This is a genomic window from Bradyrhizobium sp. HKCCYLRH2015 (assembly GCF_051168215.1).
GTDB lineage: Bacteria > Pseudomonadota > Alphaproteobacteria > Rhizobiales > Xanthobacteraceae > Bradyrhizobium.
This window is the reverse complement of sequence record NZ_JBNPUO010000002.1, coordinates 721,335-742,139: the sequence shown is the minus strand read 5'-3', so window position 1 is coordinate 742,139 and position 20,805 is coordinate 721,335. Positions and strand designations below refer to the sequence as shown.

Annotated in this window: 19 protein-coding genes and 1 riboswitch; of the genes, 14 read left to right on the top strand and 5 right to left on the bottom strand. The window is 67.4% G+C overall.

Features of this window, described 5'->3' with window-relative positions; translation table 11 throughout:
- The first annotated feature begins 6 nt into the window (after positions 1-6).
- The 6 genes from ACQR1H_RS07480 to ACQR1H_RS07455 all read left to right on the top strand — a co-directional run bounded on the left by ACQR1H_RS07480 (position 7) and on the right by ACQR1H_RS07455 (position 5,197).
- Positions 7-801 (top strand): ATP-binding cassette domain-containing protein, encoded by a 795-nt coding sequence (locus ACQR1H_RS07480; RefSeq protein ID WP_315805590.1) that lies wholly within the window; start codon positions 7-9, stop codon positions 799-801.
- Complete coding sequence (locus ACQR1H_RS07475; protein WP_434907358.1) at positions 798-2,354, top strand: glycine betaine ABC transporter substrate-binding protein; 1,557 nt, start codon at positions 798-800, stop codon at positions 2,352-2,354. Before ACQR1H_RS07480 ends, ACQR1H_RS07475 begins: the two co-directional genes overlap by 4 nt.
- 212 nt (positions 2,355-2,566) lie before the next feature.
- Positions 2,567-3,022 carry a MarR family winged helix-turn-helix transcriptional regulator gene (locus tag ACQR1H_RS07470; protein ID WP_316239592.1) on the top strand — a complete coding sequence of 152 codons (456 nt, stop codon included), beginning with the start codon at positions 2,567-2,569 and terminating at the stop codon, positions 3,020-3,022.
- Positions 3,023-3,072: 50 nt separating this feature from the next.
- Positions 3,073-3,645, top strand: coding sequence for an isochorismatase family protein (locus tag ACQR1H_RS07465; protein ID WP_434874775.1), 573 nt, complete (start codon positions 3,073-3,075; stop codon positions 3,643-3,645).
- Complete coding sequence (locus tag ACQR1H_RS07460) at positions 3,642-3,971, top strand: hypothetical protein (RefSeq protein WP_315805586.1); 330 nt, start codon at positions 3,642-3,644, stop codon at positions 3,969-3,971. The genes ACQR1H_RS07465 and ACQR1H_RS07460 overlap by 4 nt, the downstream gene beginning before the upstream one ends.
- Entirely contained in the window at positions 3,968-5,197 is a 1,230-nt protein-coding gene (locus ACQR1H_RS07455; RefSeq protein WP_316239590.1) for an MFS transporter, read from the top strand. The genes ACQR1H_RS07460 and ACQR1H_RS07455 overlap by 4 nt, the downstream gene beginning before the upstream one ends.
- Positions 5,198-5,199: 2 nt before the next feature.
- On the opposite strand, the gene ACQR1H_RS07450 is transcribed toward ACQR1H_RS07455, so the two are convergent.
- Positions 5,200-5,595, bottom strand: a complete 396-nt coding sequence (locus ACQR1H_RS07450) for a rhodanese-like domain-containing protein (protein ID WP_315805584.1) — start codon at positions 5,593-5,595, stop codon at positions 5,200-5,202.
- A 189-nt stretch (positions 5,596-5,784) separates the two neighbouring features.
- Here ACQR1H_RS07450 and ACQR1H_RS07445 point away from each other — a divergent pair, with 189 nt between their 5' ends.
- From ACQR1H_RS07445 to ACQR1H_RS07430, 4 genes are all read left to right on the top strand, one after another.
- The gene (locus ACQR1H_RS07445; protein WP_315805583.1) at positions 5,785-6,672 is read left to right on the top strand and encodes an IclR family transcriptional regulator; all 888 of its coding nucleotides are present in this window, start codon (positions 5,785-5,787) and stop codon (positions 6,670-6,672) included.
- Between the two features lie 17 nt (positions 6,673-6,689).
- Positions 6,690-7,886, top strand: a complete 1,197-nt coding sequence (locus ACQR1H_RS07440) for a CaiB/BaiF CoA transferase family protein (protein WP_434907357.1) — start codon at positions 6,690-6,692, stop codon at positions 7,884-7,886.
- A gap of 86 nt (positions 7,887-7,972) precedes the next feature.
- The gene (locus ACQR1H_RS07435) at positions 7,973-8,959 is read left to right on the top strand and encodes a Bug family tripartite tricarboxylate transporter substrate binding protein (RefSeq protein ID WP_434907356.1); all 987 of its coding nucleotides are present in this window, start codon (positions 7,973-7,975) and stop codon (positions 8,957-8,959) included.
- Between the two features lie 32 nt (positions 8,960-8,991).
- Positions 8,992-10,209 carry an ABC transporter substrate-binding protein gene (locus tag ACQR1H_RS07430; RefSeq protein WP_434907355.1) on the top strand — a complete coding sequence of 406 codons (1,218 nt, stop codon included), beginning with the start codon at positions 8,992-8,994 and terminating at the stop codon, positions 10,207-10,209.
- 45 nt (positions 10,210-10,254) lie between these two features.
- Here the strand turns inward: ACQR1H_RS07430 and ACQR1H_RS07425 are convergent, their stop codons facing one another.
- The gene (locus ACQR1H_RS07425) at positions 10,255-11,964 is read right to left on the bottom strand and encodes a sulfatase-like hydrolase/transferase (RefSeq protein ID WP_434907354.1); all 1,710 of its coding nucleotides are present in this window, start codon (positions 11,962-11,964) and stop codon (positions 10,255-10,257) included.
- Positions 11,965-12,163: 199 nt separating this feature from the next.
- Positions 12,164-13,096, bottom strand: coding sequence for a DUF2380 domain-containing protein (locus ACQR1H_RS07420; protein ID WP_316183557.1), 933 nt, complete (start codon positions 13,094-13,096; stop codon positions 12,164-12,166).
- A gap of 189 nt (positions 13,097-13,285) precedes the next feature.
- Between ACQR1H_RS07420 and ACQR1H_RS07415 the strand changes: the two genes are divergently transcribed.
- Both ACQR1H_RS07415 and ACQR1H_RS07410 read left to right on the top strand, forming a co-directional pair.
- Complete coding sequence (locus tag ACQR1H_RS07415) at positions 13,286-14,701, top strand: HAMP domain-containing sensor histidine kinase (RefSeq protein WP_434907385.1); 1,416 nt, start codon at positions 13,286-13,288, stop codon at positions 14,699-14,701.
- Positions 14,698-15,339: a response regulator transcription factor gene (locus ACQR1H_RS07410; RefSeq protein ID WP_316217055.1), complete on the top strand. Its 642-nt coding sequence runs from the start codon at positions 14,698-14,700 to the stop codon at positions 15,337-15,339. The genes ACQR1H_RS07415 and ACQR1H_RS07410 overlap by 4 nt, the downstream gene beginning before the upstream one ends.
- A gap of 31 nt (positions 15,340-15,370) precedes the next feature.
- On the opposite strand, the gene ACQR1H_RS07405 is transcribed toward ACQR1H_RS07410, so the two are convergent.
- Both ACQR1H_RS07405 and ACQR1H_RS07400 read right to left on the bottom strand, forming a co-directional pair.
- Positions 15,371-15,664, bottom strand: coding sequence for a hypothetical protein (locus ACQR1H_RS07405; protein WP_315805576.1), 294 nt, complete (start codon positions 15,662-15,664; stop codon positions 15,371-15,373).
- The gene (locus tag ACQR1H_RS07400) at positions 15,664-16,521 is read right to left on the bottom strand and encodes an SDR family oxidoreductase (RefSeq protein ID WP_316239581.1); all 858 of its coding nucleotides are present in this window, start codon (positions 16,519-16,521) and stop codon (positions 15,664-15,666) included. Before ACQR1H_RS07400 ends, ACQR1H_RS07405 begins: the two co-directional genes overlap by 1 nt.
- A gap of 542 nt (positions 16,522-17,063) precedes the next feature.
- Between ACQR1H_RS07400 and ACQR1H_RS07395 the strand changes: the two genes are divergently transcribed.
- Positions 17,064-18,176, top strand: coding sequence for a DUF2336 domain-containing protein (locus tag ACQR1H_RS07395; protein ID WP_434880282.1), 1,113 nt, complete (start codon positions 17,064-17,066; stop codon positions 18,174-18,176).
- A 206-nt stretch (positions 18,177-18,382) separates the two neighbouring features.
- Positions 18,383-18,600, top strand: a riboswitch (cobalamin riboswitch).
- Positions 18,601-18,711: 111 nt separating this feature from the next.
- Positions 18,712-20,772, top strand: a complete 2,061-nt coding sequence (locus ACQR1H_RS07390; protein WP_434907353.1) for a TonB-dependent receptor domain-containing protein — start codon at positions 18,712-18,714, stop codon at positions 20,770-20,772.
- Positions 20,773-20,805: the final 33 nt, after the last annotated feature.

Below are 20,805 nucleotides of genomic sequence, written 5' to 3'. Positions count from 1 at the left end.
GGCCGCATGCCGCGCACGCCGTTCATCGTCTACGCCAACGTCCGCAAGAGCTTTCCTGGTCCGTCGGTCACCGTGACCGCGGTCGACGGCGTATCGATGGAGGTCGCCGAGGGTGAGTTCCTGGCGATCGTGGGCGGCTCCGGCTCGGGCAAGACCACGCTGCTGCGGCTGACCAACCGCCTGATCGAGCTGGACGGCGGCGCGATCCGGATTGCCGGTGAGGATATCGCCGGCCTCGATCCTGTCAGCCTGCGTCGCCGGATTGGCACCGTGTTCCAGAACGGGGCGCTGTTTCCGCACATGACGGTTGCCGCCAACATCGGCATCACCCCCAGGCTGCTGGGGACTCCGCCGGCCGAGATCGCCACGCGCGTCGGCGAGCTGCTCGACCTCGTGCGGCTCGACCGCAAGGCGCATCGCGACCGGCTGCCGCACGAGCTCTCGGGCGGCCAGCGCCAGCGCGTCGGCGTCGCCCGCGCGCTCGCGGCGCGGCCGAAGATCGTGCTGATGGACGAGCCGTTCGGCGCGCTCGATCCGCTGACGCGTGATGCGCTCGGCAGCGACTACCGCGCCCTGCATGAGCAGTTCGCGCTGACCACGATCATGATCACGCACGACATCACCGAGGCCCTGCTGCTCGCCGACCGCATCGCAGTGATGCGCGGCGGACGCCTGATCGAGATCGGCACGCCGGCCGAGCTCGCGGCCAGCCGCGAACCCTACGTGACGGAGCTGATGACGACGCCGCGCCGGCAGGCGGCGCGGCTGGCCGCGCTGCTGCCCGAAAGCGGCGCAGCATGAGCGCCCTGTCCGATCCACGCTTCACCGAGGCGCTGTCGCATCTCCCTGACTATCTCGGCAGCCATCTGCGCGTGAGCCTCGCCGCGCTGGCGCTCGGCCTTGCCGTGAGCTTTCCACTGGCGCTGCTCGCGCGCAATCGCCCTGCCCTGCGCAATCTGCTGCTCGGCGTCGCCAGCGTGGTGCAGACGGTGCCGGGACTGGCGCTGCTGGCGCTGTTCTATCCGCTGCTGCTGGCGCTGACGGCACTCACCTTGCGCTGGTTCGGGCTCTCGTTCTCGGCCTTCGGCTTCCTGCCCGCGGTGCTGGCGCTGGCGCTGTATTCGATGCTGCCGGTGCTGCGCAACACCATCACCGGGCTGAACGGCGTCGACGCAAGCCTGATCGAGGCCGCCAAAGGCGTCGGCATGACCGAGCGCCAGGCGCTCACGATGGTGGAGCTGCCGCTGGCGCTGCCGGTGATCATGGCCGGCATCCGCACCGCTGCGGTGTGGGTGATCGGCACCGCGACCTTGTCGACGCCGATCGGCCAGACCTCGCTCGGCAACTACATCTTTGCCGGGCTGCAGACCCAGAACTGGGTGCTGGTCGTGTTCGGCTGCGTCGCCGCCGCCGTGCTGGCGCTTGCCATCGATCAGTTGCTGGCGCTGATCGAGCATGGCCTGCGCAGGCGCAGCCGTGCCCGTGTCGGGCTTGGCACCGCAACCATCGCGCTCATGGTCGGCGCCAGTCTCCTGCCCTCGCTGGCCGGCGGCTCGGCACGCTACGTGATCGGCGCCAAGACCTTTACCGAGCAATATGTGCTGTCGGCCTTGATCAGCGAGCGGCTGCAGGCATCCGGCCTCTCGGCGACGACACGCGCCGGGCTTGGCTCCAGCGTGATCTATGAGGCGCTGAAAAACGGCGACATCGACGCCTATGTCGACTATTCCGGCACGCTGTGGGCCAACCAGTTTCACCGCAAGGAGCCGTTGCCGCGCGCCGCGCTGCTCGATACGCTGAAGCAGGATCTCGCCAACGACAAGGTGAGCCTGCTCGGCGAGCTCGGCTTCGAGAACGCCTACGCGCTGGTGATGCCGCGCAAGACGGCCGAGGCGCTCGGCATCCGCTCGATCGCCGACCTCGCGCGTCACACCAGCGACATGTCGATCGCCGGCGACTACGAGTTCTTCTCGCGCCCGGAATGGGCGGCTTTGCGCGACGCGTATGGCCTCGCCTTCCGCGCCCAGCGCCAGATGCAGCCCGACTTCATGTATGCCGCGGCCGCCTCCGGCGAGGTCGACGTCATCGCCGGCTACACCAGCGACGGCCTGATCGCGAAATACGATCTCGTCGTGCTCGACGACCCCAAGCAGGCGATCCCGCCTTACGACGCGATCCTGCTGCTGTCGCCGAAGCGTGCCGAGGACCGCGCGTTGCAGGATGCGTTACGACCGCTGCTCGGCCGCATCGACATCGCGACGATGCAGCAGGCCAATCTGCGGGCCTCGGGCAGCGACGCGGAGTCCTCGCCGCAGGCGGTGGCGCGCTGGCTGTGGGCGAAGATCGGGAAGTAGATCATCCGCTTTCCGAGTTCTGCCTGATCGCTCCCGACGTTACGACTGCTTGTCCGGCCAATTCAATCGCAATCATCTCTCGCGCGCGAGCCCGATAAGGGCTCTTGCAGAGCGAGCGAACGTGTTCGAGCCACAACGCCCCGGGGACCCTGCATATCATCAGTTAAACTTATAAGATTGACTTCATAACTGACCTGCCATAGCCTTGCGGCATGAGCCGACAGTCACCCCGGAAGGTCCCCCCGCCCGCTGCCCATGCCCTGGCTGGCGAGCTGCGGGCGGTCGCCGGCAAGCTGAAGCGCCGGCTGCGCGAGCAGGCTGACGCGGGCGATCTGCCGCCGTCTCAGGTATCGGTGCTGCTTCGCCTCGAAAAAGACGGGCCCACGACGGCCTCGCATCTCGCGCGGATCGAGGGGATGCGGCCGCAATCGATGGGGCCAATCATTGCAGCGCTGGAAAGCGCCGGCCTCGTGCGCGGATCGCCGGACCCGGGGGACGGCCGGCAGACCATCCTTTCGCTGACAGAGGCATGCCGCGTCCGAATCGACGAAGGACGCGCCGCGCGGCAGGACTGGCTGTCGCGCACCATCGCGGCGCGGCTCTCGCCAGCGGAGCAGCAGCAACTCGCTTCAGCCATCGTGCTGCTCAGGCGCCTGGTCGACGACTGACGCGTGACGGCCGCGCGCAAACGCGCGCCCCGTGCAAGAGGAGATCATCAATGGCGCTCACGCAGCTCGATCTGAATACCGCGCTCATCGTTGTCGATCTGCAGAAAGGCATCGTCGGCGCGTCCTTGCTGCATCCGATCGGCGAGGTCATCGCACGCGCTTCCGCCTTGGCGGAACGTTTCCGCGCGCTCAGGCTTCCGGTCGTGCTGGTCAATGTCGCCGGCACCGCCCCGGGACGGACCGAGCGGCCGCCACGTCTCACCGCGCCATTCCCTGCGGACTGGGCCGATCTCATCCCCGAGCTGAACCGGCAACCGCACGACATCGTGGTGACCAAGCGGACCTGGGGCGCCTTCGCCAGCACCGATCTGGAGACACGATTGAAGGCGCGCGACGTGACGCAGGTGGTCGTTGCCGGCGTGGCCACCGGCACCGGCGTCGAGTCCACGGCGCGGCAAGCGTATGAGCAGGGCTTCAACGTCACGCTCGCCGTCGACGCCATGACCGACACGCGCCCCGAGGCGCACCAGTACAGCCTCACCCATGTCTTTCCGCGACTGGGCGAAACCGGCACGTCTGCGGACATCATCCGACTGCTCGACGCGAGGACCCCCCTGACATGACCTGGCTTGATCTCTTTTCCTATTTCTTCGGCGGCGCCTTCCTGGCCAACGCCGTTCCGCATGTCGTGGCCGGCCTGATGGGTCAGCCGTTCCAGAGCCCGTTCGCGAAACCTTCGGGACGCGGCCTCTCCTCGTCGACGGTGAACGTGCTCTGGGGCCTGTTCAACGTCGCCGTCGGCTATCTGCTGGTCTGCCGCGTCGGCGATTTCGAACTGAGAAACACAAGCGATGTCGTGGCTCTCGGCCTCGGCTCGCTCGCCATCGGCCTGATGCTCGCGCGACACTTCGGCGCGCTCCATGGTGGCGATCTGCGGAAGCGATCATGACGGGCAAGGCGCCGGGCATGTTCCGGTCGCTGCACAAGTTCAACTACCGGGTCTGGGCGGCCGGCGCGCTCGTCTCCAATATCGGCACCTGGATGCAACGCACCGCCCAGACTTGGCTGGTGCTGATCCAGCTCACCTCGCATAACGCGTCCGCCGTCGGCACGGTGATGGCGCTGCAGTACGGGCCGCAGCTCCTGCTGTTACCTCTGACCGGCTACGTGGCCGACCATTTCAATCAGCGACGGGTCTTGATCGCCACCCAGGCGACGATGGGAGCGTTCGCGCTCATCCTCGGCCTTCTCACCGTGACCGGCGTCGTCCAGCTCTGGCAAGTCGACGTGTTCGCATTCCTGTTCGGCTGCGCGGCAGCCTTCGACGCTCCGGTGCGCCAGACGTTCGTCGCCGAGTTGGTCGGGAACGACGATTTGCCCAACGCGATCGCGCTCAACTCGACATCGTTCAACGCCGCGCGGATGATCGGCCCGGCAATCGCCGGCATGGTGATCGCCGCGTTCGGCACCGGCTGGGCCTTCCTGATCAACGGCGCGTCGTTCATGGCCGTGCTGGCGTCGTTGAACCTGCTCCGCATCGCCGATCTGCGTCCGAACCCGCGGGCGCAGCACGCCAAGGGGAACGTCCTGGCGAGCGTCACCGCCGGCTTTGACTATGCATGGTCCCACCCGGAGCTTCGGGCCACTTTGATCATGCTCGCCCTGATCGGAACGTTCGGGCTCAACTTCCAGATCTTCGTCTCGACGATGGCGATCAAGGTCTTTCACAGCGATGCACGCGGCTACGGCCTGCTGTCCTCGGTCATGGCCGTCGGCACGGTTGCCGGCGCCCTGTTCAACGCCAGCCGGCACCGGCCGAGATTTGGCGCGCTGCTCGCAGGCAGCGGCCTGTTCGGACTAGGCTGTACGCTGGCCGCGCTCGCCCCGACCATCTGGCTATTCGGCGCCGCGCTCGTCGTCATCGGCGTCGCGGCGCTCATGTTCACCAACACCACCAACAGCCTGATGCAGCTTGCGACCGAGCCCTCCATGCGCGGCCGGGTGATGGCGCTGCGCGTCGGCGTCGCACTCGGCGGCACGCCCATCGGCGCACCGATCGTGGGCTGGGTGGCCGACAGCCTGGGCCCGCGCTGGGCGCTCGGCGTCGGCGCGGCGTCAGGTCTCGCTGCCGCGCTCGTTGCCATCGCAGCGATGCGAACGCCGCATCGAACGTGATCTCACATCCCCGGCTCGATCGGCTTCTCGACCGCGCCGCCGCTCTCGGCCCAATCCTTGAACGCGCCGACATTGAAGACCTTGTCGTAGCCGAGGTCCTTCAGCGTCTTCCCTGCCAGCGCCGAGCGGCCGCCGGAGGCGCAATACAGAATGACGCTCTTGTCCTTGCTGAAATTCTTGTCGTGATAGGGTGAGTCCGGATCGGCGCGGAATTCGAGCATGCCGCGCGAGACGTGGTGAGCGCCTTCGATCTTGCCGCTCTTCTCGACCTCCGGCGCATCGCGCACGTCGAGCACCAGCGTGTTGCCCTTGGCGATCATCGCTTGCGCCTCGGCCGGCGTGATCTTCGGCACCGCGGCGTTGGCGGCTTCCAGCATCTGCTTGACTGAGGTCGACATCGATTTCCTCCCGGACGTTGACGAAACAGCGGTAGCGGGCCGCCGGCCGGTTCACAACCCTCGATCAGGGGACCGGCGCCGGATCAGCAAAGGACGTTGCGCTCGCCGGATTTGTCCACATAGTGGACGATAATAGCAATATAGAACAAGCATATGGACTCATGGGAGTTGATCGGTCATTCTTCGACCATGTCCTCTTCCCGTCCTGTCCCGATCAACCGCGACCGCGCCGTCGAAACGATGCTGGCGGACAGCGCCAGCGATGCCGCCTTTGCCACGACCTTGGCCAAGGGCCTGTTCGTGCTGGAGGCGTTCGGGACCGGGTCGGCGGTGCTCGGCAACATGGACATCTCGGTCCGGACCGGGATTCCACGGCCGACCGTGGCCCGGCTGACCCACACGCTCACCGAACTCGGCTACCTCTCGTTCGATCAGGCGCTCGCGAAGTATCGCCTCGGCATCCGCGCGTTGCGGATGGCGCATCCGCTGCTCGCCGACATGCCGTTCCGGCAGATCGCGCGGCCGCTGATGCAGGATCTCGCCGCGAGCGTCCGCGGCACGGTGTCGATCGGCCTGCTCGACGGCAGCGCCGTGGTCTATGTCGAGACCGCGCGCTCCGGCGACGTCGGCCCGCATGTTCCCGACATCGGCATGCCGATCTCGGTGGTCGCGACCGCGATGGGGCGCGCCGCGTCGTCGATCCTGCCGCCAGGCGCGGCCGCGCGTTTCGACGCGCAGCTCGCCGCCGGCGACGCCGAGCAATGGAGCGATTTTTCCGCACTCTATTTCGGCGGCATCACGCAATGTGCCGATCGCGGTTTCTGCACCTGCATCGGCGAATACATGCCGGCGATTCACGCCGTGGCCGCGCCGCTGCATTACGCGGCCAGCTCCGGCCGCGCCTTCGCGATCAATTGCGGCATTCCCGCCTTCCGGCTGCAGCCGGGCCAGCTCGAGGCCGAGATCGGCCCGCGCATCACGGCGCTCGCCGCCAGCATCCGGGCGCTCATCAACGAAGCCGAGCCCGAGATCATCAGGCGCGCGCCGGAGCCGGCGCTTGCGGCCGAAGCCGGCTGAGACAGGTGCATCACGACATGGCCGGGCCACTCCAGGGTTTGCGCGTTCTCGACATCGCCACGATCATAGCGGCGCCGTTCGCGGCCACGCTGCTCGCCGATTACGGCGCCGACGTCCTGAAGATCGAGATGCCGGGCCAAGGCGACGGTGTCCGCACCTTTCCGCCGTTCAAGGACGGCAAGCCGCTGTGGTGGAAGACCGCCAATCGCAACAAGAGCTTCGCGACGCTCGACCTGCGCACGCCCGACGGGCTCGCGCTGTTCAAGCGGCTGCTGCCGCGCTTCGACGTGTTGATCGAGAACTTCCGCCCCGGCACGCTCGATCGCTGGGGGCTGACGAAAGAGGTGCTGTGGTCGATCCAGCCGCGCCTCGTCATCCTGCGCGCCACCGCGTTCGGGCAGGACGGGCCGTACAAGGACCGTCCGGGCTTTGCCCGCATCTTCGAGGCAATGGGCGGGCTCACCTACATCACCGGCGAGGCCGAGGGCGAGCCGACCCATCCGGGCTATCCGATCGGCGATGCCATCGGCGGCACCTTCGGCGCACTCGGCGTGCTCGCGGCGTTGTGGAAGCGGGCGCGCGATCCCGAGGCGCCGGGCGAGGAGATCGATCTGGCGCTGACCGAGGCTGTCTTCCGCTTGCTCGACGTGTTGCCCGTCGAGCACGACCAGCTCGGCTTCAGCCGCAGCCGGATCGGCAATGCCAACGGCTACTCGGCGCCGGCCGCGGTCTATCGCACCCGCGACGATCGCTGGGTGACGCTCGCCGGCTCGACCAACGCGCTCTACGCCGCCAATTGTCGCGCGATCGACCGTCCTGACCTGATCGAGGATCCGCGCTTCGCGAACAATGCCTCGCGGGTGAAGCATTCGGCCGAGCTCAACGCGATCTTCGCCACCTGGTGCGCCGCGCATGACCTCGATGATGTCGTCGCGCGCTTCACCGCGGCCAAGGGAACGATCGCGCCGATCTATGCGATCGACCAGATCGCAGCTGATCCGCAGGCGATCGCGCGCGAGATGATCACGCGCGTGCCCGACCGCGATTTCGGCTCGGTGGCAATGTCGAACGTCGTACCGCGCTTTGGCAACGATCCCGCGGCGCTGCGCCATGCCGCGGGCGACGTCGGCCAGGACAACCTGGAGATCTACCAGGGCTGGCTTGGACTGTCAGACCAGGAGATGGACGATCTCGCGCGCAGGAAGGTGATCTGACGCGGCGCGAGCAGATACGACCAGGCGCAGCGAAGAACGCGCCGGAGCAGCCCGGACAAGGGATGCAGCAGACAGGGAGATGCGCGATGAGACCGTTGACGATGACGCGCCGTGGCCTGCTCGGTGCCGGGGCCGCGCTGGCCCTGGGCCGCAGCCATCCCGCACGCGCCGAGGGCGAGTGGCCGACCCGCATGGTGCGGCTGATCTGTCCCTATGGCGCCGGAGGCGCCAGCGACATCTCACTGCGCCTTCTGGCGACGGAGTTCGAACATCACCTCGGTCAGCAGTTCATCATCGAGAACAAGCCGGGCGCCGGCAGCCGCATCGCCAACGACGTCGTCGCCCGCGCCGCACCCGACGGCTACACCCTGCTCTACGCCGCTGCGCCCTACGTCACCGCCGAAGCGCTGTTCGGCAAGCTGACCTACGACCCGATCAAGGATCTGCGCCCCGTCGCCGGCACCGTCGTCGCGCCGATCTTCCTAATGATCAGCGCCAACGCGCCGTACAAGACGCTGGCCGAGCTGATCGCCTACGGCAAGTCCAAGCCCGAAGGCCTGACCTTCGCCTCGCCCGGCGCCGGCTCGCAGCCGCATCTCGCCGCCGAGCTGCTGTTCCGCGACGCCAAGGTGACCGGCCTCAACATCCCCTTCCGCGGCGACTCGATGGCCTATACCGAGCTGCTCGCCGGCCGCGTCGACGCGACGCTGACCGCGATCAGCACGGCGCTGCCCTATATCCAGGCCGGCCAGTTCCGCGTGCTCGGCGTCGCCGCCAACGAGCCCAGCGCGATCTATCCGCAGGCGCCGACGCTGCGCGAGCAGGGCCTGCCGAACGTGGTCGCGTCGGGCTGGTATGGCTTCATGGCGCCGGGCGAGACGCCGCAACCGATCGTCGACCGGCTGTCGCGCGAGATCCTCGCCGATCTCGCCGCTCCCGAGATGAAGCAGAAGCTGTTCGCACAAGGGCTCGACGTGCAGCCGCGCGACCCCGCGGCGTTCGGCCAGTTCATCGCCGACGAAACCAAGAAATGGAGCGCGGTCATCCGCGACGCCGCCATCAAGGCCGAATGAGTTTCACAAAAAATGATCAGGGAGTGGATGTGATGAGGATTGGAACCACCGCGCTGGCCGCGCTTGTCCTGCTGTCGCTGGCAGCGACGGCTTCGGCGGCCGAGAAGAAGTACGACACCGGCGCCAGCGACAGCGAGATCAAGGTCGGCCAGACCGTGCCGCTGAGCGGGCCGGCCTCGGCCTATGCCACGATCGGCAAGGCGCAGGCCGCCTATATGAAGATGATCAACGACCAGGGCGGCGTGAACGGCCGCAAGATCAACCTGATCCAGTATGACGACGCCTACTCGCCGCCGAAGACGGTCGAGCAGGTGCGCAAGCTGGTCGAGAGCGACGAGGTGCTCCTGACGTTCCAGATCATCGGCACCGCGCCGAACGTCGCCGTGCAGAAATATCTCAACTCGAAGAAGGTGCCGCAACTGTTCGCGGCCACCGGCGCCTCGCGCTTCACCGATCCCAAGAACTTTCCTTGGACGATGGGCTTCAACCCGAGCTACGTCGTCGAAGGCCGCATCTACGGCCAGTACATTCTCAAGACCCATCCCGACGCCAAGATCGGCGTGCTCTACCAGAACGACGATCTCGGCCGCGATTATCTCGCCGGCCTCAAGGCCGGGCTCGGCGACAAGGCCGCCAAGATGATCGTCGCCGAATCGTCCTACGAGATCACCGAGCCGACGATCGATTCCCACATCCTGAAGCTGAAGGATGCCGGCGCCGACCTTCTGTTCAGCGCCTCGACGCCGAAGCAGGCGGCGCAGGCCATCAAGAAGGTCGCCGAGCTCGGCTGGAAGCCGGTCCACATCGTCGACATCAATGCCAATTCGCTGGGCGCCACCCTGAAGCCCGCCGGGCTCGAGAACGCCAAGGGCCTGATCAGCGTCGGCTACGTCAAGGATCCGCTCGAGGAGGGATTCAAGAACGACCCCGGCGTGCAGCGCTATCTCGCCTTCATGGAGAAATATTATCCCGACGGCGACAAGGGCTCGAACTTCAACGTCTATGGCTACATCACCGCCGAGCTCCTGGTCCAGGTGCTGAAGCAGTGCGGCGACGAGCTGACGCGGGAGAACGTGCTGAAGCAGGCCACCCATCTCGACCATGTCGAGCTCGGCATGCTGCTGCCGGGCATCAGCATCACGACCTCGCCGACCGATTATCGCGTCAACAAGCAGTTGCAGATGATCCAGTTCGACGGCGCCCACTGGCAGAACATCGGCGGCATCGTCACCGACGCGGCCGCGGACTAGCAGCGGCGGCTGCGCCCCTGATCGGCCGACCTTGGCGTCGGCCGGTCACAGCCCGCGGATCAGCTCGGCGTCGATCAGCATGCGGTTGAAGCGGCGCGCCTCGGCGCCGTCGCCGCAGGCGTAGAACACGCCCTTGCAGCGGAGCATGATCTCCTTCTGCTCGGCGAAGGACGGATCGAGCGGAATTCCGGCGGCCTCGAGCGTGACCAGCGGCAGATAGGCGGCGTCGATCCGGTCCATCACGACCGCGCTCTGGCGCGGCTCGAAATTGACGGCGTCGATCGCGTAATACGTCCGATAATAGCGCGGGTCGTAGCTTTCGAGCTTCTCGCCGATGCCGGCCTCGTCAAGCTTGGGATCGAGAATGTGCGGCGAGAACTCCGGCTGGTGGTCGCCATAGCGGACGATCAGGAACGGCTGGTCGCCGAACCTCTTCTTCAGGCTGGCGAGAAAGCGCTGATAGTCCGCCGCGCTCATCATCTGCCGGCGCAGATATTCGTCGATCGAAGGCAGATTGCCGGGCGCACGCCAGGACGGCGTCAAATCAGGCCGGAACGTCGTCTCCCACGGGAAATGGTTGGCGGCGAGATAGACGAACATGAACAGCGGCTTGCCGCGCGGCCGGTGCTGCATCACATCGAGCGCGGCGTCGTAGAAGAAGCCGTCGGGCTCGACGCCCTTGGCGCCGAGATCGCGCGCGTCGAGGAAACGATCGACACCGACAGTGGTCTGAAAGCTGCGCGCGCTCATGAAGGCGCCCTGCACGGGATACAGCGACACCGTGTCGTAGCCGCAATTGCGCAGCGCCAGCGGCAGGCCGCGCTCGACCCGGCCGGACGCGATCCGCGTCACGAAATAGGCGAAACGGCCGAACGAGCGCGACGACAGGCCGGCGAGCACGTTGTACTCGGTGAACCAGCTCGGGCCGCCATTGCTCTCGGCCATGAACTGCCGCGCCTTGCCGTCGAACGACTTGAAGTGGCTGCCATAGCCATCGGGCACCTTGATGCCCTCAGCCGAGCGGATGTCGAAACTGGATTCGTCGTGGATCAGCACGATGTTCGGCCGGCGCGCGGCCGGATGACAGGAATCCGGGACGAAGGCAGCCAGACTTCGATCAGCCGTGGCGTCGGATTCCATGAAGCCGTTGGCGAGGAAGTCCGACACCGCCGTGACGCCGGAGCGCGCGAATTTCGACAGATAGCCGTCGTCATAGTAGCCGCGCCAGGCCTCGTCGCGCCAGTTGAGCGAATACAGCGTCAGCGCCGCGAGGCAGGCGAGCTTGCCGGCGAGCGCCGGCAGCCGCGCGATCCGGAACGGGTCGGCCCACCACAGCAGCCCCAACAGCGGCAACACGACCGCGACGGCCACCAGCACCGACAGCTCGAGATTCGGAAAGATCGTGAACAGGAATGCCGCGCTGTCGTGGTCGATCAGCATCACGTCGACGAAGTTCGCGGTCATCTGGACCACAGCGTGCTTGAGCTGCGACAGCAGCACCAGCACCACGACCATGGTCAGCGCCAGCGCGGCCGACACCGCAGGCCGCCGCAGCAGCACCAGCCAGAAGCCGTTCAGGATGCCCCAGGCCAGCACGAAGCCGAGCCGCGAGCCGAAATCGGTCTCGGTGTGCAGCATCAGGGCCAGCGCCGCGACATGCGGCGCGGCGACGGCCGACAGCCGGACGGCCGCGGAGCGCGTCGCGCTCACAGCAGTGAGCGTGGTGATCGGTTGGTCGTTCGGGGTCAGTGACATCAGCCAGTCGAAAGCGGGCGCCCTTCGCCGGCGCATGCCGACAGATCAAGGACGCCGATCCTGTCATCCGACCGTAATGAAATCGTCACAAATCACAACAGCCCGGATTTGCACGGAGCCGCGCGCCGATCGTCCGGCATGGCGGACCGGCGCAGCTCCCGGCGACGGCTCCGGGACCGGAGCGATGGCCGGGCCGCGATCAGCGCTCCGAGCCGGTCTCGAGCAGCCGCTCGCGCACCAGACGCACCGCGCCGCGACTCCAGGAATAATTGGCGCCGAGGCGCAGCCCGCTGTCGCCGGCGACGACGAGTGCGCCACTGTCGGCCTGGCGGACGCGAAAACCGATGATGTATTCGGTGCGGCCGATCCGCCTGACGATGCCGAGCAGCGACTGCTGGGCGCCGACCGCGCGCGCCACTCGCGCCTCGCAATCGTCGCACTCACGCACCGGCTGCCCCGGCTTGATCTCGCCGGCGGCGTCCACGAGGCGATAACGCCCGGACTGCGCCAGCAGCTGCCGCACCGCGTCGGTCGCCTCCTGCAGCCCCTTCTGGTCGGACTCCGTCGCGCCGAGCGCAGCGCCTGCGCTGGTGTCGTCGAGCTCGAATGGCAAGAGTGCCAGCCGGATCGGCTCCGGCGGCGCCAGCGCGTCGCGAACCTGGCGCGAGACGAACATCTCGGCGCGCTGCCAGGCCTCGTCCGAGTCACCACGGAACGTGAAGACCTTGTCGAACAGCACCCGATGGGAGGTGACGTCGATGGCCGACGCCCGCGCCCACTGCACCAGGGTCGAGAGCTTCTGGACACCACCGGTGACCACGACGGTGGCGCCGGCCGCGGCCGCCATCTGCAACCGTGCCTCCGGCGACGCATCGGTCGGACAGGACGGAGCGCAGGACGGGCTGACCGGACGCAGCCGCGCATCCGCGGCGACATCGCGGCGGAGCGCGGCGATGAACGCATCCAGCCGCCGCTGATGCGCTGCGGTCTGATCGACCGGCTCGCCGGACGTGTCGAGATAGCTGAAATCATCGACCAGCACGGCCGGGACATCACCAGAGGCGGCGCGGACCGGGCCGGCCGCGAGAGCAAGCGCGAAAACGAGGCAACGGACGAGGCGGCGGTTCGACATGAGATTCCCCTGCAACGATGTCTGGCGCTCCGAAGCTAGATGCCGGCGCGGCATGGCCGCAGCGGCGAGGATCCCGGCGAGGCACGGGAAAATTTCACGACGGCACCGTCCACCGGGCCGCGGCGCTTTTGGCCCGGGCGGTTCTGCCGTTAAATGCCGGCGGGCTGGGCTGCCATGGACGCGCCGAAGATGTGGAGCCGCTACGACCTCAAATACCGCCTGACGCTGCGCATCGCGGCGGTCTCGGCGCTCTGCTTCGCGGCGATCTGCGCCTATGTGCTGTTCGACACCGACCGCTCGGTGCATGCGCGCAACGCGCGGATCGCCGAGATCACGGCCCGGACGCTGCAACTGCAGCAGAGCAAGATGCATTGGGTCAACAGCCCGCCGGCCGGCTTTCCCGACCTCGACGCGGTCGCGGCCGCGGCGATGGGACCGGGGCTGTGCATCGCCTATCGCGGCGTCGACGGCGTGATCGTGCAGCGGATCTGCGGCGGCGCGGACGCGCAGGCGGACGATCCGCCCCGCGCCTTCGCGATGCCGTATCGGCGGCTGTTCGATCCGGGCCGGGAAGCGGCACGGCCAGTCAGGTTTCGCGGCGAGAGGACCGGCGATGCGGTCGTCTGGATCGATGCCGGCGTCATGACCGCGGACGCCTGGCGCGAGCTCGGCCGGCTGCTGCCGGTACTCGGGACGGCGCTGGTGCTGCTGTGCGTGCTGGCCTACGCCGCACTGGCCCGCGCGCTGCGCCCGACGCGGCTGATCCGCGCCGGGCTGGAGCGGATCGCCGCCAACGATCTGTCGGCGCGGCTGCCACCGTTCGACCTCGCCGAGCTCTCGGCGATCCGCGATGCCTTCAATCAGCTCGCCGAGGGGCTGGAGACGGCGCTGGCGCAGCGCGGCGAATTGACCCGGCGCCTGATTGCCCTGGAAGACGACGAACGCCGCCACCTCGCCCGCGAGCTGCATGACGAATTCGGCCAGTCGCTGGCGGCGATCCGGGCGCTCGCAGCGTCGATCCGTCACAGCGCCGCGCAGGATTGCCCCGCTCTGGTCGGCGAATGCGACGGCATCGCGCGCACCGCGAGCGACATGATGGAGCAGTTGCGCGGCGCGCTGATGCGGCTGCGTCCGCCTGATGTCGACGAGCTCGGCCTCGCCGGCAGCCTCGAAGGCCTCGTGGCCGGCTGGAACCGGCGGCAGCACGGCCGCACCGTGTTCGAGATCAGCCTGTCGGGCGACGTCGACCGGCTGCCCGGCATCGTCGCCAGCAACGTCTACCGCATCGCGCAGGAGGCGCTCACCAACGCCGTCAAGCACGCCGGCGCGACGCGCGTGCGATTGCAGTTGACGCTTCAGGACGGGCCGGCCCAGTCGGCGCCCGAGAGCACGACCGTGCTCACCGTCGAAGATGACGGTCCTGCCGGCGATGCGCCCGACAAGCCGGGCATGGGCCTGCTCGGCATGCGCGAGCGCGTCGCCTCCATGGGGGGCCAGATGAGTTTTGCGGCCACGTCCGGCGGCGCGCGCCTCCGCGTCGAGATTCCGCTCCCGGCCCTGCCCGGCCTCTCGCCTGCGCAGCCGGAAACGGCCTACGCGGCATGACGACGCCCGCCGGCACCATCCTGCTGGTCGACGACCATGCCGTGGTCCGAGAGGGCTACAGGTCGATGCTGCAGAAGCAGCCGGGACTGCGCGTGGTCGCCGAAGCCGCCGATGGCGCCGAAGCGTACCGGCTGTTCAAGGAGGTCAGGCCCGATCTCGTCATCATGGACCTGACGATGCCGGGCGTCGGCGGCATCGAGGGCATCCGCCGCATCCGGCAATGGGATCGCGGCGCGCGCATCCTCGTCTTCACCATGCATGAGAATGCCGGCTTCGCGGTGCAGGCGATCCGCGCCGGCGCCCGCGGCTATGTCACCAAGAGCAGCCCGCCGGAGGCTCTCGTGCGCGCCGTCATGGACGTGCTGGCAGGCCGCATCGCGATCAGCCCCGACATCGATCACGAGCTCGCGCTCAGCCGCCTCTCCGGCGAGCGCGCCGCCGCCGACGTCCTGTCCGCGCGCGAGTTCGAGGTGATGCAGATGCTGCTGGCCGAACGGACGACGGACGAGATCGCGTCCGCGCTGCATCTCAGCCCGAAGACGGTTGCCAACCTGCACTCGCTGATCAAGGACAAGCTCGGCGTTGCCAGCGACATCGAGCTGGTGCGGCTGGCGCTGCGGCAGGGCCTGCTGAGCTGAGCCGGCGGGGCTTACATCCCCGCGAGAAAGCTCAGGAGTCGCCCTGCGGCGTTGCTGCCGCGTCCGACGCCGTGACCGGATCGTCGATCAGGTGAAACGCGCGCCCGAGCCGGCGCTGCACGCTCATCACGGCGCGGTCGACGTCGCTGATCAGGCTGTCGCCGAGAACGACGTGCGGGATCTCCCAGTTGCGGCCGCTGCGCACGTCGAGCGCATGAACCGCCGGCACGCGCGCGGTCTCGCAGCCCGGCTGCGCGCGAAGGTCCTCCTCGACCAGGCGGGTCAGCTCCGCCTGGGTCTTGCCGATGGTCGTCATCGCCGGCATCAGGGCCTGGTCGCGGGCATCAGGCCGAGCCGCTTGGCGATGATGCGATCGACGGTCCGTTTCGGAAGCACCCGCACGATCCATTGCCTCATGGCATCGGGCGCGATCTCGTAGCGCACCTTGGGCGCCGGCAAGGTCAAGGCGTCGGCGACCCGCGCGGCGATGGTCTCGGCCGGCAGCCCGGACTTGCCGAGATTCAGCATGAAGGCGCGGATCTTCTGCAACGCCGGGAAGAACGGCGAGGCCTGATACGGCGACAGGTCGACCTCGTCGGCCTTGGCCCAGATCGGCGTCTTCACCGCGCCCGGCGCGATGACGATGACGTCGATGCCGAACAGCATCAGCTCACGGCGCAGGCTCTCGGACAGCCCTTCGATCGCATGCTTTGAGGTCGAATACGGCGCCAACAGCGGGTTGCCATTGCGCCCGGCCACCGAGCTGACCATCACGATCCGGCCTCGCTCCCCTTTCATGGCGGGATCCGCTCCGAGCAGCGGCGCGAACGCCTGGGTCGCGATCACCGGGCCGATGACGTTGACCTCCATCTGATGGCGGAACTGCGCGATCGGCAGCTCCGTCACCGGCCCCGCGACGGCGATGCCGGCATTGTTGACCAGGCCGGCGAGCGCCTCGCCGGCGAGAGCCGCCCGCACCTCCTGCGCGGCCGCCTTCACCGCCGCCTCGTCGGTCACGTCGAACAGCAGCGGCGTGAAGTTGGCGCCGAGCTCGCTGCGCAGACGGTCTGCATCGGCCTGCTTGCGAACGCTGCCGAACACGCGAAAGCCGCGCGCGAGCAGGTGCTTCGAACAGGCGAACCCGATGCCGGTGGATGCGCCGGTGATGACGACGGATTTCATGGGGACCTCAACGATTTGCGCGGCGATTATCGCACGGGATGCGGCAAGATGCTGGCGCTGATTTTTCGCGTGAGGTCATCACCCGCCGAGCCTGCCCCGGAACAACGGAATACGGCACGCAACGCACGGCGCGTCGGCAAAACGGCCGCGGCAAGAATGGGATTTAAGTTTCAATGCTTGAGAGGATGAGAGCTGACGTGAGATCGAGGGCAGCGACCAAACTGGATGAAGGAAGGTTTGTGACCTTATGAGATCGTTAACCTTTCCGCCTCGCTCGCCTGTCTTCGCCGGGTCTGCAAGGAGGTGATCGCACCTCATTCCATCGATTGTCCGGCGAATCTCCGAAACGCCGGGCTCCGACCCGTCTTCCCCTCTATGCGTATCGTCTTAATTTTCCGTATCCGTGTTTCCCCGGAGTACTACGCCCTCCGCCCCTAACGCATTGTTATCGCCCGTGCCGAAAACTGCCCCGGCCGAAAGCCTTGCAGCGGATCCCACACGCGTTGCTGTCGCTCCGGCAATCCGGACCAACGGGCGCGATCGTGTCACAGCCAGAACAGCTTCCGCTTTCAGAAAACTCCATCATCACCGAACTCGAAGAGGCCGTCCGCAGCGGCTCCTCGGCGAAGCGCGTCAACACGCTGCGCCAGGTCACCAACCTGTTCCTGCATGACGGCGAACGCCTCAGCGAGGACCAGATCAAGGTGTTCGACAACGTGCTGTGCATACTGGTCTCGCGGGTCGAGACCCGCGCGCGGGCCGAGCTCAGCAAGCATCTCGCGCCGGTCGACTATGCGCCCGTCGAATTGATCCAGCAGCTCGCCCGCGACGACGAAATCTCGGTGGCCGAGAACGTGCTGATGCACTCGAGCCGGCTCACCGAGCATACGCTGGTGGAGGTCGCGGCGACCAAGGGCCAGGATCACCTGATGGCGATCTCCAGCCGCCCGCATCTGACCGAGGCGGTGACCGACATCATCGTCGACCGCGGCGAGCGCCGGGTGATCCGCAAACTCGCCAACAACCAGACCGCGCGCTTCTCCGAGACCGGCTATTCCGGGATGATGGCGCATGCCGAGGACGACGACGAATTGTCCGAGATCATCGGGCTGCGCGTCGACCTGCCCACCAAGCATCTGCGCGACCTGCTGCGCCGCGCGACCGAAGCCGTGCGCGCCAAGCTGATGGCCTCGGCGCCGCCGGCGCTGCAGCAGGAGATCAAGAAGATCCTCAAGGCGATCGCCGACGTTGCGCGCAGCGACGGCGGCCTGGTCGGGCGCGACTTCACGCTGGCCGAAGAGGCCGTCAAGCGCATGAAGGGGCTGAACGAGCTCAACGATGCCGCCATCGCCTTCTTCGCCGAGACCCGCCGCTTCGGCGAGGTGTCAGCCGCGCTCGGCCTGCTCAACAACGTCCCGACCGAGATGATCGCCAAGGTGATGGAAGGCCCGCGCACCGACATCGTGCTGATCCCTTGCCGCGCCGCCGGGCTGGCCTGGTCGGTGGTCGCGAAGATTCTCACCCACCGCCCCATCAAGCACGCCATCGACACCGAGACGCTGAAGCTCGCCGAGCGCGACTATTCCCGCCTGTCCCTCGACACCGCCCAGCGCACGCTGAGGTTCTGGATGGTGCACAACAAGGTCGAGAAGTAAGCGGCGCTCGCAAGCGATCCGTGCCGGAATTGATTCGCGCCTCACATCCCGCTGTCGTCCCTGCGAACGACAGCTGTGGGGCGTCGCGGGCGCCGGGTATCTCACGCCGAACGCGGCGGCCGAGAGAGTTCGCCACACGCAATCCACTCCAGCGCGTTATCGCCAGGAGATCGCCGGGCGCCGGATTGACTTTGGTGCGCCCGCACTCCTACGGTGACGGCGACGGTGCCCCTCGACCGGGGCTCAATAGGGAATGCGGTGCCGGAGACGTCTCGCAAGGGACGTGACCGAAGGCCGCAGCTGCCCCCGCAACTGTAAGCGGCGAATCTCGCGTCAGAGGCCACTGGGAAATCTCGGTCCCGGGAAGGCGACGTGGAGGTGACGACCCGCGAGCCAGGAGACCTGCCGTCAGCCGTGGTCACACGCGAGGATGCCGGTCGGGGCGTTATTGGCATCGTTTTCAGGCAGGCCTGCAAAGGCGTGCATGAGACCTCGTTCGCGGTGACGTGCCACTGACGTCATGCCGAGGTCACTCGTGTCTCCCGTTCCCCATGCCAGGCGCCGTCGCGCCCTTCTGTCGTCGTTATGCCTCCTCTCGTCGTTCGCGCTGCTCGGTCCCTCCCCCGCAACGGCGCAGCAATCCGCCTCGCCCGATCTGCTGCCGCCGGTCGAGGTCGACCCGCCGCACCGGCCGATCGCTCCGAAACCGGCCATCCCCCGCAGAGCCGGCAACGCCGCGCATCAACAGATGCCGGCGGCAAAGCCGGAATCGCCGGCCAGCCCGCCCGTCGCGGTCAGCCCGGCCGGCATCGTGACGCCGGTCGCCAACGTCGCGAATGCGATCACGGTGGTGACCGACAAGGACATCGCCGCGCAGCAGGCCCGCACGGTGCCGGACATCCTGAGCACCGTCCCCGGATTGAACGTCGTGCAGGCCGGCGGCCCGGGCGGCCAGACCAACGTCTTCATGCGCGGCACCAATGCCAACCACACCAAGCTCATCATCGACGGCATCGACGTCGGCGACGTCACCAACAGCAACGGTGCGTTCGATTTCGCGCATCTGCTCGCCGCCGACATCCAGCAGCTCGAGGTGCTGCGCGGGCCGCAGAGCGGGCTGTACGGCTCCGATGCGATCGGCGGCGTGATCTCGGTGATCACGCGCAAGGGCGACGGCCCGGCGCGGGCGACCGCCTCGGTCGAGAGCGGGTCGTTCAAGACCTTCAACCAGTCGGCCGGCGTCAGCGGCTCACATAGTAATGTCAACTACGCGGTCAATGTCGCGCACCTGCACGCCGGCGACGTGCCGGTGACGCCGTGGCAGCTGCTCCCGGCCGGGCAGAAGGCGATCGGCAACGCCTACGACAACGTGACCGCCTCGTCCAAGCTCGGCGTCGATCTCAACGAGGCCTGGACGTTGAACTCGGTGATTCGATACGCCGACGCCACGCTGCTGTTCACCGGCGACAGCGGCTTTCCGAGCGCTCCCGATGCTATCAGGAGCAACCACACGGTCCACCAGCTGGCGACGCGCGAGGAAGCCGTGTGGTCGCTGCTCGGCGGCCGCATCAGGAACTATTTCGGCGTCAACTACGTGAACAACTGGTCGTCGGATCTGACGGCCGGCAATCCCGTGGCCGCGGTCGCCACGGGGGAACGCATCAAATATGACTGGCACGCGGTGACCGAACTGGCGCCGCACAACAATCTCGTCGTCGGGCTGGAGCAGCAGACCGAGCGGCTGAAAACAACTGATCTTTCCGCCGAGAACGGCAACAAGGCCGGCTTCATCGAGTTGCAGACGGAGTTCGCCAAACGCTGGTTCGTGGTGGCGAGCCTGCGCAACGACGTCAACGAGCAATTCGGCGGCCATGGCACCTTCCGGATCGCGCCGGCGGTGATCCTGCCGGTCACCGGGACCAAGCTGAAGGCGAGCTACGGCACCGGCTTCAAGGCGCCGACCTTGAGCCAGCTGCACCAGGATTTTCCGGCCTTCAACTTCTTCGCCAATCCCAACCTGAAGCCGGAGCAGAGCACCGGCTACGACGCCGGCTTCGAACAGCCGCTGTTTTCGGATCGCATCCGCTTCGGCGCGACCTACTTCCACAACAGCATCACCAACCTGATCAATTTCAACGCGACCTTCACCTCCTACGCCAATGTCGGCCTCGCGACCACCGAAGGCACCGAGAGCTTCGTGACGGCTGATCTCACCGACCGGATCTCGCTGCGTGCAGACTACACCTTCACCCGCGCGGTCGATGCGGCCACCGGCCAGCAGCTATTGCGGCGGCCGAAGGAAAAATGGAGCGCCACCGCGACCTGGCAGCCGGTCGATGCGCTGCGCCTGTCGGCCACCGTGCTGAGGATCAGCGACTGGCTCGATGTCAGCCGCGACGGCATGACCACCGGCCTGGTCGCGCCCGGCTATACGGTCGTCAACCTGCGCAGCGACTACGCGCTGTCCAACCAGGTCAAGCTGTTCGGCCGGATCGATAACCTGTTCAACCGTCACTACCAGAACCCGACCGGATTCCTCGCGCCGGGCTTCGGCGTGTTCGGCGGCCTCCGGGTTGCGAGCTCCGGTGTGCAGTGACGCTGCCGACCAACCTCCCGGCGGCTGACAGAA

Excerpts from the sequence above, each read along its gene's own strand:
- ACQR1H_RS07430 (WP_434907355.1), top strand. The coding sequence starts at position 8,992 with ATGAGGATTGGAACCACCGCGCTGGCCGCGCTTGTCCTGCTGTCGCTG.
- ACQR1H_RS07480 (WP_315805590.1), top strand. The coding sequence starts at position 7 with ATGCCGCGCACGCCGTTCATCGTCTACGCCAACGTCCGCAAGAGCTTT.
- ACQR1H_RS07410 (WP_316217055.1), top strand. The coding sequence starts at position 14,698 with ATGACGACGCCCGCCGGCACCATCCTGCTGGTCGACGACCATGCCGTG.
- ACQR1H_RS07475 (WP_434907358.1), top strand. The coding sequence starts at position 798 with ATGAGCGCCCTGTCCGATCCACGCTTCACCGAGGCGCTGTCGCATCTC.
- ACQR1H_RS07440 (WP_434907357.1), top strand. The coding sequence starts at position 6,690 with ATGGCCGGGCCACTCCAGGGTTTGCGCGTTCTCGACATCGCCACGATC.
- ACQR1H_RS07455 (WP_316239590.1), top strand. The coding sequence starts at position 3,968 with ATGACGGGCAAGGCGCCGGGCATGTTCCGGTCGCTGCACAAGTTCAAC.
- ACQR1H_RS07435 (WP_434907356.1), top strand. The coding sequence starts at position 7,973 with ATGAGACCGTTGACGATGACGCGCCGTGGCCTGCTCGGTGCCGGGGCC.
- ACQR1H_RS07465 (WP_434874775.1), top strand. The coding sequence starts at position 3,073 with ATGGCGCTCACGCAGCTCGATCTGAATACCGCGCTCATCGTTGTCGAT.
- ACQR1H_RS07425 (WP_434907354.1), bottom strand. The coding sequence starts at position 11,964 with ATGTCACTGACCCCGAACGACCAACCGATCACCACGCTCACTGCTGTG.
- ACQR1H_RS07460 (WP_315805586.1), top strand. The coding sequence starts at position 3,642 with ATGACCTGGCTTGATCTCTTTTCCTATTTCTTCGGCGGCGCCTTCCTG.
- ACQR1H_RS07470 (WP_316239592.1), top strand. The coding sequence starts at position 2,567 with ATGAGCCGACAGTCACCCCGGAAGGTCCCCCCGCCCGCTGCCCATGCC.
- ACQR1H_RS07415 (WP_434907385.1), top strand. The coding sequence starts at position 13,286 with ATGTGGAGCCGCTACGACCTCAAATACCGCCTGACGCTGCGCATCGCG.
- ACQR1H_RS07405 (WP_315805576.1), bottom strand. The coding sequence starts at position 15,664 with ATGCCGGCGATGACGACCATCGGCAAGACCCAGGCGGAGCTGACCCGC.
- ACQR1H_RS07450 (WP_315805584.1), bottom strand. The coding sequence starts at position 5,595 with ATGTCGACCTCAGTCAAGCAGATGCTGGAAGCCGCCAACGCCGCGGTG.
- ACQR1H_RS07400 (WP_316239581.1), bottom strand. The coding sequence starts at position 16,521 with ATGAAATCCGTCGTCATCACCGGCGCATCCACCGGCATCGGGTTCGCC.
- ACQR1H_RS07420 (WP_316183557.1), bottom strand. The coding sequence starts at position 13,096 with ATGTCGAACCGCCGCCTCGTCCGTTGCCTCGTTTTCGCGCTTGCTCTC.
- ACQR1H_RS07445 (WP_315805583.1), top strand. The coding sequence starts at position 5,785 with ATGTCCTCTTCCCGTCCTGTCCCGATCAACCGCGACCGCGCCGTCGAA.